The following is a 498-nucleotide window of genomic DNA, read 5'->3' as shown; positions in this document are numbered from 1 at the left end:
CTACATGAACCATGCCGATGACCCGAATTGCGACGTCTCCTCGCCCGAGGAGACGTATGCGTCGCGCGACATCGCGCCCGGCGAGGAAATGACCTGCAACTACAATCATTTCTTCGAAGCCGGCTTCGATTTCCTCGGCGACCGCTGACGCGCCGCCATCCCGTTCGGTTTTCGCGTCAGCTCGAAGGCTGCTTGCGCGCCGGATAGCCATTGGGATGCGGCGGTATGGCCTTCAGATAGGCTGATATCGCCGCCCGGTCCTCGGGCGTCAGTTGGGCCATGTTTCTCTGCACGTCGACCATGGCGCCACCGACGGTGTCGAAATCCGGCGTGAAGCCGGTCTCGAGAAAGTTGGCGATGTCAGCCTCCAACCAGTCACTAAGCCCGCCTTCACCCGAAGTAATGTTCGGCACGATGCCGCTGCCTTCGGCAGCAGTTGCTCCGGCCAGCCACTCGCTCTTCCTGGTGCCGCCAGCAAAATCACGCGGCGTGTGGCAT

The 498-nt window shown here is 61.8% G+C and carries 2 protein-coding genes; one reads left to right on the top strand and one right to left on the bottom strand.

What is annotated here, in order from left to right:
- A partial coding sequence (locus tag EOA85_RS36895; protein WP_127212844.1) for an SET domain-containing protein-lysine N-methyltransferase occupies positions 1 to 148 on the top strand: 148 nt, incomplete at its 5' end.
- A 28-nt stretch (positions 149 to 176) separates the two neighbouring features.
- Here the strand turns inward: EOA85_RS36895 and EOA85_RS36890 are convergent.
- A partial coding sequence (locus EOA85_RS36890) for a cytochrome c (protein ID WP_164760208.1) occupies positions 177 to 498 on the bottom strand: 322 nt, incomplete at its 5' end.

The organism is Mesorhizobium sp. M5C.F.Ca.IN.020.29.1.1 (genome assembly GCF_003997375.1).
Taxonomy (GTDB): Bacteria; Pseudomonadota; Alphaproteobacteria; order Rhizobiales; family Rhizobiaceae; genus Mesorhizobium; species Mesorhizobium wenxiniae.
Note: the sequence above shows the minus strand (reverse complement) of the source record. Positions and strands in the feature narration are given on the sequence as shown.